This window comes from Hydrogenophaga aquatica, from assembly GCF_054780915.1.
Genome location: NZ_BAAGVK010000006.1, coordinates 1 through 8308 on the forward strand (window position 1 = coordinate 1; position 8308 = coordinate 8308).

Annotated in this window: 9 protein-coding genes; 5 read left to right on the top strand and 4 right to left on the bottom strand. The window is 65.7% G+C overall.

Annotated features, from left to right (window positions below):
- Nucleotides 1–186 precede the first annotated feature (186 nt).
- The 4 genes from ACYVHH_RS04870 (at nt 187) to ACYVHH_RS04885 (ending at nt 3587) form a co-directional block, all read left to right on the top strand.
- Nucleotides 187–1236, top strand: coding sequence for a Gfo/Idh/MocA family protein (locus tag ACYVHH_RS04870; RefSeq protein WP_460563963.1), 1050 nt, complete (start codon nt 187–189; stop codon nt 1234–1236).
- 34 nt (nt 1237–1270) lie between these two features.
- Entirely contained in the window at nt 1271–1717 is a 447-nt protein-coding gene (gene aroQ / locus ACYVHH_RS04875) for a type II 3-dehydroquinate dehydratase (protein ID WP_460563964.1), read from the top strand.
- Nucleotides 1718–1879: 162 nt separating this feature from the next.
- Nucleotides 1880–2713: a shikimate dehydrogenase family protein gene (locus ACYVHH_RS04880; protein ID WP_460563966.1), complete on the top strand. Its 834-nt coding sequence runs from the start codon at nt 1880–1882 to the stop codon at nt 2711–2713.
- Between the two features lie 4 nt (nt 2714–2717).
- Complete coding sequence (locus tag ACYVHH_RS04885) at nt 2718–3587, top strand: DMT family transporter (protein ID WP_460563967.1); 870 nt, start codon at nt 2718–2720, stop codon at nt 3585–3587.
- Nucleotides 3588–3611: 24 nt separating this feature from the next.
- Here ACYVHH_RS04885 and ACYVHH_RS04890 read toward each other — a convergent pair whose 3' ends face one another.
- Both ACYVHH_RS04890 and ACYVHH_RS04895 read right to left on the bottom strand, forming a co-directional pair.
- On the bottom strand, nt 3612–4520 hold the full coding sequence (locus tag ACYVHH_RS04890) for a sugar phosphate isomerase/epimerase family protein (RefSeq protein WP_460563968.1): 909 nt from the start codon (nt 4518–4520) through the stop codon (nt 3612–3614).
- Between the two features lie 3 nt (nt 4521–4523).
- Nucleotides 4524–5438 (bottom strand): VOC family protein, encoded by a 915-nt coding sequence (locus ACYVHH_RS04895; protein ID WP_460563969.1) that lies wholly within the window; start codon nt 5436–5438, stop codon nt 4524–4526.
- A 132-nt stretch (nt 5439–5570) separates the two neighbouring features.
- Between ACYVHH_RS04895 and ACYVHH_RS04900 the strand changes: the two genes are divergently transcribed.
- Nucleotides 5571–6344: an IclR family transcriptional regulator domain-containing protein gene (locus ACYVHH_RS04900; protein ID WP_460563970.1), complete on the top strand. Its 774-nt coding sequence runs from the start codon at nt 5571–5573 to the stop codon at nt 6342–6344.
- A gap of 377 nt (nt 6345–6721) precedes the next feature.
- On the opposite strand, the gene ACYVHH_RS04905 is transcribed toward ACYVHH_RS04900, so the two are convergent.
- Both ACYVHH_RS04905 and ACYVHH_RS04910 read right to left on the bottom strand, forming a co-directional pair.
- On the bottom strand, nt 6722–7381 hold the full coding sequence (locus ACYVHH_RS04905) for an HAD family hydrolase (protein WP_460563971.1): 660 nt from the start codon (nt 7379–7381) through the stop codon (nt 6722–6724).
- A 30-nt stretch (nt 7382–7411) separates the two neighbouring features.
- Nucleotides 7412–8233 (bottom strand): SDR family NAD(P)-dependent oxidoreductase, encoded by an 822-nt coding sequence (locus ACYVHH_RS04910; protein ID WP_460563972.1) that lies wholly within the window; start codon nt 8231–8233, stop codon nt 7412–7414.
- Between the last annotated feature and the right edge of the window lie 75 nt (nt 8234–8308).

Here is an 8308-nt window from a genome sequence, read left to right on the forward strand (position 1 = left end):
GAGACCGTCAAGGAAGTGATGCTGGAGCTGGCCAAGCTGCGCAAGTAAGCCGCCGCACCTCTCCCCGGGGTAGACCGTCGGGCACCCCGGGGAGCTTCAGCACCGTCACTGTCCAGTGACCAGCGCGTTCCCATTGCCATGCTGCCGTCTGGGCAGCAGGGGCTGTCTTTTGCCCAAGGAAACCGAATGAACAAAACCCGCATAGCCGTGGCCGGTGCCGGTTACATCGGTCAGGCCCACATGGGCGTGGCGCAAAACAGCGCCACCTGCACCCTGTGCGCCGTGGTGGACCCGTCACCGGCAGCGGCCGCCGTGGCCGCCCGCGCGGGTGTGCCCCTCTACCCCTCCATCGAGGAACTGCTGGCACAGGACCGGCCCGACGGCCTGATCCTGGCCACCCCAAACCAGCTGCACGTGCCACAGGCGTTGCAGTGCATCACGGCGGGTCTGCCCATCCTGCTGGAAAAGCCCATCGCCACCACCGTGGCCGAGGGCGAGACACTGCTGGCCGAGGTCGAGCGCACCGGCGCACGCGTGCTCATCGGACACCACCGCGCCCACAGCCCCATCATGGCCAAGGCACGGCAGGTGGTGCAGTCCGGGCAACTGGGGCAGCTTGTTGCCGTCATGGGCAGCGCCACCTTCTTCAAGCCTGACCACTACTTCGCCGACGCGCCTTGGCGGCGCGAACCGGGCGGCGGCCCGATCCTGCTGAACATGATCCACGAGGTGCACAACCTGCGCATGCTCTGCGGCGAGATCGTGGCCGTGCAGGCTTTCAAGTCACATGCCGCGCGCGGCTTTCCGGTGGAAGACACCGTCGCCATCAACCTGCGTTTCGCCAACGGTGCGCTGGGCACCTTCATGCTTTCCGACACGGCTGCCTGCCCGCGCAGCTGGGAGCAGACCAGCCAGGAAAACAAGGCCTACCCCAGCTACGACGACGAGGACTGCTACGTCATCGCCGGTACCAACGGCAGCCTGTCGGTGCCCACCATGCGGCTCAAGACCTACCCGCGGCCCGAAGACCGTTCGTGGTGGAAACCGTTTGAGACGGGCACCGTGGGCATGGTGCGCGACGACCCGCTGAAGCACCAGATCGAACACTTTGGCGCCGTAGTGCGTGGCGAGGCCGAGCCTCTCGTCACGGCGCGCGACGGTCTGCGCAACCTGCAGGTCACTGAAGCCATTGCCGCGGCAGCCGAATCGGGCCGCGTGATCGAGCTGCCCCACTGACCACCCACCCTTTATCGTTTACCGAAGGAAGACCATGAAAGTCCTCATGCTGCACGGCATCAACCACAACATGTTTGGCAAGCGCGACCCCAAACAGTACGGCACGATCACGCTGGACCAGATCAACGCGCAATTGACCTCGCTGGGCCAGGAACTGGGTGTGGAGGTGCAGCACTTCCAGACCAACCACGAAGGCGAGATGTGCGAGCGCATCCACCAGGCCTACTTCGACAACGTGGACGCGGTGCTGATCAACGCTGGCGCATGGACGCATTACAGCTACGGCATCCGCGACGCGCTGGCCATCCTGACCTGCCCGATCGTCGAACTCCACATGTCCAACATCCACGCCCGCGAAGCGTTCCGCCACCACTCGGTTTTCGCCGAGATCGTGCAGGGCCAGGTAGCGGGCTTTGGCGTGGACAGCTACCTGCTGGCACTGCGCACGGCGGTCAACCACGCCCGCGCCCGCCAGGCCTGAACCCACGGCGCAATGCACCGGCAGGGGATTACCCGGAAATAGATCCATCATCGAGCAAAACTGTTCGATTATCGATCATTCGTCGAGCCCACAAACACTGGACTTCCCTGCAAAGCGCCTAGAGTTTCGCCCAAGACCCACCCGAGCCTCCACGAGTCCACCATGATCAACGGCAACACCGAAATCATCGCCCACATCGGCTACCCGACGCACACTTTCAAGTCGCCGATGATCTACAACCCCTATTTCGAATCCATCGGGGTCAACGCGGTGGTGGTGCCCATGGGCTGCAAGCCCGACGCCTACCCCGAATTGCTGCGCTCGGTCTTCAACCTGACCAACATCCGGGGCGCGCTCATCACCATGCCCCACAAGGTCACCACCGTGGGGCTGCTGGACGATGTCACCCCCACCGTGAAGGTCGCCGGTGCCTGCAACGCCGTCAAGCGCACTGAAGACGGCCGCCTGGTGGGCGACATGTTCGACGGCGAGGGCTTTGTGCGCGGTGTACGCCGCAAAGGCCTGGAACTGCAAGGCGCGCGGGTGCTGGTGGTGGGCAGTGGTGGCGTGGGCTGTGCGATCGCCGCATCGCTGGCGGGCGCGGGCATCGCCGCCATCAGCCTGTTCGACGTGAACACGGCATCCGCCGAGGCCCTGGGCCAGCGGCTGAAGACCGAATACCCCGCCATCGACGTGCGCACCGGCAGCAACGACCCGGCAGGTTTCGATCTGGTCGTCAACGCTACGCCCATGGGCATGAACGAGGGCGACCCGCTACCGCTCGACGTCTCTCGCCTGGCCCCCAGCACCTTCGTGGGCGAGGTGGTGATGAAGACCGAGATGACCGCCTTCCTCACAGCCGCGCAGGCCAGAGGTTGCCGGGTTCAAGTGGGTTCTGACATGCTGTTCGAACAGATTCCGGCATATCTGGAATACTTCGGGTTCCCGACCACGTCCGCAGATGTGCTGCGGTCGGTCGCACGCCTGAGCTACTGATCTCTTGCCCCCCGCACCAGACCCTACCCACCCCGTACGGGGCATTGCCCTCGTGGTTTGCGCCACGCTGTGCTTTGCCCTGCTCGACACCACGTCGCAATACGTCGGCCCGCTGGTGCCGGTGGTCATGGCGGTTTGGATGCGCTACGTCACCCAGACGGTGATGACCACGGCCCTGCTCTGGCCGCAGCAGGGCCGCCGGCTTCTGCGCATGCATTCCCCTGGCTGGCAGCTGGGGCGCGGCCTGCTGATGCTCGGCTCCAGCGCGGTCGCCTTCATCACGCTGCGGCATGTGCCGGTGGGTGAATTCACCGCCATCATGATGCTCATCCCCCTGGTGGTGACGCTGCTGGCTGCGCTCATGCTGCGCGAGCGGATCGCGCCGCTGACCTGGCTGCTGGTGGCAGGCGGCCTGGCGGGCGCGCTGATCGTCATCCGCCCCAAAGGCAGCGATTTTCATGGTGCGCTGCTGCTGCCCCTGTTGCTGGTGCTGATCAATGCCACCTACCAGATCGTGACCAGCCGCATGGTGCGCACCGAAGACCCGGGCGCCATGCACTTCTACACCGGTGTCATCGGCCTGGTGGGCTGCAGCGCCGTGCTGCCGTGGGCCTGGGCGCCCATGACCGACTGGACGCTCTGGGCCCTGGCGGCGCTGCTGGGCATCTTCGGCTCGCTGGGCCACTATCTGCTCATACAGGCCTATCACCAGGCGCCTGCCTCGCGGCTCACGCCCTACATGTACGCGCAGATTGCTTTTGCCACGCTGGCGGGCTGGGCCGTGTTCGGCCACACGCCCGACCGCTGGACCGTCATCGGCATAGCGCTCATTGCGCTGTGCGGCGGGCTGGGCGTGCGGGTGAAGCAGGGCTAAAGCCGCCCTGCCTCGCAGGCCCTCTCAGCGCGCACCCTTCAAGCGCATCTGGTTGGGCAATGGCACGGACGTCTGCAACACGTCCTCGGCCAGCCACAGCGCCGACTTGCGCGCACGCTCGGCCACGAAGGGCAGCGGCATCTGCACGTAGTCGTCGTTGAAGACCTCGAAGCTGTAGTCTCCCGCGTAACCCAATGCATCGAGCTTCAGGACCAGGTCCACCAGCTGCTCGCTGTGCACACCCTCGCCCGGGAACACGCGGAAGGTGCGCGCGGTGGTCATGCGCTCTTCAAAGGTCTTGGTCTCTTGCCACATGAAGTCGGCCAGCTGCACCAGGAAGATCTTCGACGGGTCGAGGTAGTCGATCTCTTCCAGCGGCGTCTTGGCGGCGAAGATGTGGAAGGAGTCGATGCCCATGCCCAGGTTGGGGCAGTCGGCCCGGCACACAACGTCCCACGCGGTGGTGAACTCGTTGACGGTGCGCCCCCAGGACAGCGCCTCGTAGGCGATCTTGATGCCATAGGGAATGGCCAGCATGGCCAGCTTGCGCAGATCGCGCGCGATGTGGTCGAGGTCCTGGCTGGCATGCGCCGAGGTGGACGAACACACCAGCAGCACCTTACACTCCAGTGCGGCGCACATCTCCAGCATGGACTTGGCAATATCCACCTTGTAGTGGTGCAAGTGGCCGCTGAGGCCTTCAAAGTCGCGCAGCACCTGAAAGCCCGTGCCGCGCAGCCCGCTGTCGCGCACCGCCTGCACGGCGGCCTTCACGCCGCCCGGGTGGCCGACGATGTCGTTGGCCTTGAGCATGACCTGCGAGAAGCCCGCGTCCTTCATGGCCGCCAGCTTGGCCTCCAGTGGGCCCGCCAGCGTGATGGTGTCCATGCCGAAGGACCCGATGGCCTGCGCCGTTCTGCGTTGCGCTTCCATCGCTCAGGCCTTTTCGCTGTGCACCAGCTCGAACACCACCGACCCCAGGTAGGTCTTGGTGATGGCGCCGCGCTGCTCGGTGTGCGCCGCCTGCGTTTCCACGAACTCCACGCCCAGCGTGCGCAGGGCCTTGACGGCTTCCAGCACGTCAGGCACGCCCAGGCCGATGCGTTGCAGCCGCTCGTCGGCATCCAGCACGTTGGGCTCGGGCTCGATGAGCTGCAGCATGAATTCGTTGCGGGGCGTGAGCGCAGGCAGCTCCATCAGCTTGCCCTTGGGCATGATGCCGAAGCGTTCTTCGTCGGGGATGAGGCGTGCGCCGAACAACTCGGTGTAGAACTCGATCCAGTCGTAGCTGCGCTCGGGCCCGATGTACTGCACCACGCCAAAGAAATGGATGCCTGCGGTGGCAGGCGGGTTCTGGTCCACGGACGGAATGGGCACAAAGTCCACACCGTAGATGGAGAATTCCTTGTACCGGTCGACGAAGTAGATGCGGCTGCCGCCCGCGCCGTGGATGGCGGGGATGTTGAGCTCCATCACCTCGGCATGGGTGGGCACCTCCCAGGCACCGCGCTCCAGCACGTAGTGGTAGGCGGCACGGGCGTCGCGCACGCGCAGGGCAATCGCCGACAGGCGGGGCACATCACCCGCATGGCCGCCCGCGTGGGCTTCGGCCGGGTGGGCGTTGACCACCACATTCAAGTGGCCCTGGCGGTACAGCAGCACCTCGCGCGAGCGGTGGCGCGCCACGGGCCGAAAGCCCATCATCTCCAGCACCTGGCCCAGGGCCTGGGGCTTGTTGGTGGCGTATTCGATGAACTCGATGCCATCCAGGCCGACCGGGTTGGCCGCGTCGCTGAAGGACGCCTGCAGGGGTTCGCGGCCATCGAGCGGCCGGGTCAGAAAATCACTCATGTGGTTGCTCCATCGTCCACCGAATGTACGTCGCAGCTCCGTTCAAGGCTCGCCACGCCTACCGCGCATCGTACGATAATCATGCGCAATGGTTCGATTGACGAACGTAATCAGGGTTTTCGCTGGACTCAAATGCTACCTTCTCCCGTCAACCTGGAGCGCCGCGACTGGATCGCCGGCCTGGAGAAAGGCCTCTCCGTGATCGAGGCTTTCGACGCCGAGCATTCGCGCATGACCGCGAGCCAGGCGGCGCAGCGCTGTGGCCTGACGCGCACCGCCGCGCGGCGCCACCTGCTGACGCTGGCACACCTGGGCTACGTGGGCACCGACGGCAAGCTGTTCTGGCTGACGCCACGCATCCTGCGGCTGGGCCAGGCGTACCTGGAGTCTGCCAGGCTGCCGCGCGCGGTGTACCCGTATCTGCAGCGGGTCACTGCGGGCACGGGCGAAACGGCCTATGTGGCGGTGCTGGACCAGGACGATGTGGTGTACGTGGCACGCAGCGGCACGCACCGGCACATGAACACGGGGTACATGCTGGGTTCGCGCGTTCAGGCGCATGTGACGGCTGCAGGCATCGTCATCATTGCCATGACGGGCCCCGCAGTTTGGGACGACTGGCTGGCCGCGCAGACGCTTAGGCCCTACACATCGCACACGGTGATGGACAAGGCGGAGTTGCGGCTGTGTCTTGAACGCGCCCGCGCGCAGGGCTGGTACATCTCGGAGCAACAACTGGAGATGAATTACCGGGGCATTGCCGTGCCGCTGTACGACCACAACGACAGTCTGGTGGGGGCGCTGAGCATCACCATGCCGATGAACAACGAGAGCAGCGAAGCGGCCATCAAGCGCGTGTTGCCTGTGCTGCAGGAGACGGCGCGCAGCATGCGGCCTATGCTCTGAGGGGTGGCTGGCTGCGCGGCGTTGAGGTGTGTGTTGCTCCTGGTGTGGATGGCCTGAGGTGTTGGCGACCAAGGCGTGTGCGCCCAGGGGCTGGCGCGCCTTACGAGGTGCCGAGAAGCGCAGGTGCCGTGGCTGCGCGCTTTAGCGCGCTTCGTAACTGACTTGCGGCAGATGTCCGACCGGAGCGTTTCGCAGAAACGCGTAGGGAGTTTCTGCCGCGTGGCCACGGCATCGAGCATCGCAGGGGAGCCGGTGCTGTGCACCGGTCGCCTCGTTGAAGCGCCAGCCCCTGGGCGCACACGCCTTGGCAGAAGCATTTTTGGAGCACCACCGGTGGCATTCCAGCGCTCTTGTTGGCTGCGGCAGCAAGCAAAGAATCAGCGCAACGCCTGCGCAGGCAGCAGCCGCAAAAGGTCGCTCAGCGCGTCGATGAAAGTCACCCGCGCATGGAACACCTCAGGCACCAACCGCGGCGGACACATCGCAAACACCTGCATCCCTGCCGCCACCCCAGCCGCAATGCCGGTGGCACTGTCTTCCACCACGGCACAACGCTCGGGCACAGCAACCAGCGCCTGCGCCGCATGCAGGAACAGCCCGGGCTCGGGCTTGAACATACCCACCTCATAGGCCGAAAACACCCTGTCGCCAAACAACGGTCGCAACCCGCACACCGCCAGCGTCAACTCCACCTTCTCGCGCGGGCCATTGGTGGCCACGCAATAAGGCACGGTCAAACGGCCAATCAACTCTGCCGCGCCAGGCATCGGGTCCAGCCCTTGCCGGAAACGCTCCGCCATGCCCTCGCGCGCCAGATCGACGAAGCGTTCCTCGAACACCGGGCCGGGCTGCCCGAGCCGCTCGGCAATCCAGGCCACCACCTCGGCCATGCGCACGCCACGGAAGCGGTCATGCGCCTCCTCCCGGGAGATGGCCAAACCGTGCTCCACGGCCAGGCGGTGGAGCACGTCCAAGCCCGGCGCTTCGCTGTCCACCAGCGTGCCGTCCGAATCAAATATCAGCGCGTCTATATGCATCAGGGCAGTTTACAGGCGTCCGTCCACCGTTCAGCTCTGCCCCACAGGCGCCTTGCCTGGCCGCCCGGGGATCATCGACAGCATGTGATCCGACACGCCGCCATCCACCACCAGGTTCATGCCGTTCACATAAGACGCGGCTTCGCTCGTCAGGTAGGCCACGGCCTGGCCGATGTCGTCGGGGCGGCCAATGCGTCCCAACGGCACCAGCGCCTCACGGCGGTGCAAGGTGTCTTCGTCCTGGTACACCGCTTCGGTCAGCGGCGTGCGGATCATGCCTGGGCACACACTGTTGGTGCGGATGCCGTCCGGCCCCCACTCCTGTGCCAACTGGCGGCACAGCATCACCAGTGCAGCCTTGGCGGGCGAATATGCGCCATACCCAGGGTGAGGGTGCAGGCCCGACATGGACGCCACTGCCGTGATGCTGCCGTGCGTGCGCATGAGCGACTCGCGCGCGGCGCGCGCCAGCAGCCAGACCGAGCGCGTGTTGAGATTGAAGGTAAGGACCCACTGCGCCACGGGCAGGTCGGCCAGGCGTCCAGGGCCGGACGCGCCAGCCACGCACACCAGGGCAGACAGGTCACCCCCTTCCGCCAAGGCCTGCGCCACCAAGGCGTCGCATTGGCCAGGGTCGGTCACATCACTGGCTACGCCATGCGCATGCACACCTGCGGCGCGCAGTTCGCCCACCAGCCGGTCCAGCTTTTCGCCAGGCCGGGAGCTGGCCACAGTCAGGCGCAGGCCGCGCCCCTCGCGGCGCGAGCGTTCGGCCAGAGTATGGCAAATGCCCAGACCAATACCGCCGGTGGCCCCGGTCACCAGTATGTGTTGCGTGTCTGCGGTGTTCATCAGTTCGCCTTCACCAGCTCAGGCACAGCCGTGAACAGGTCGGCCTCCAGCCCGTAGTCGGCCACCGAGAAGATC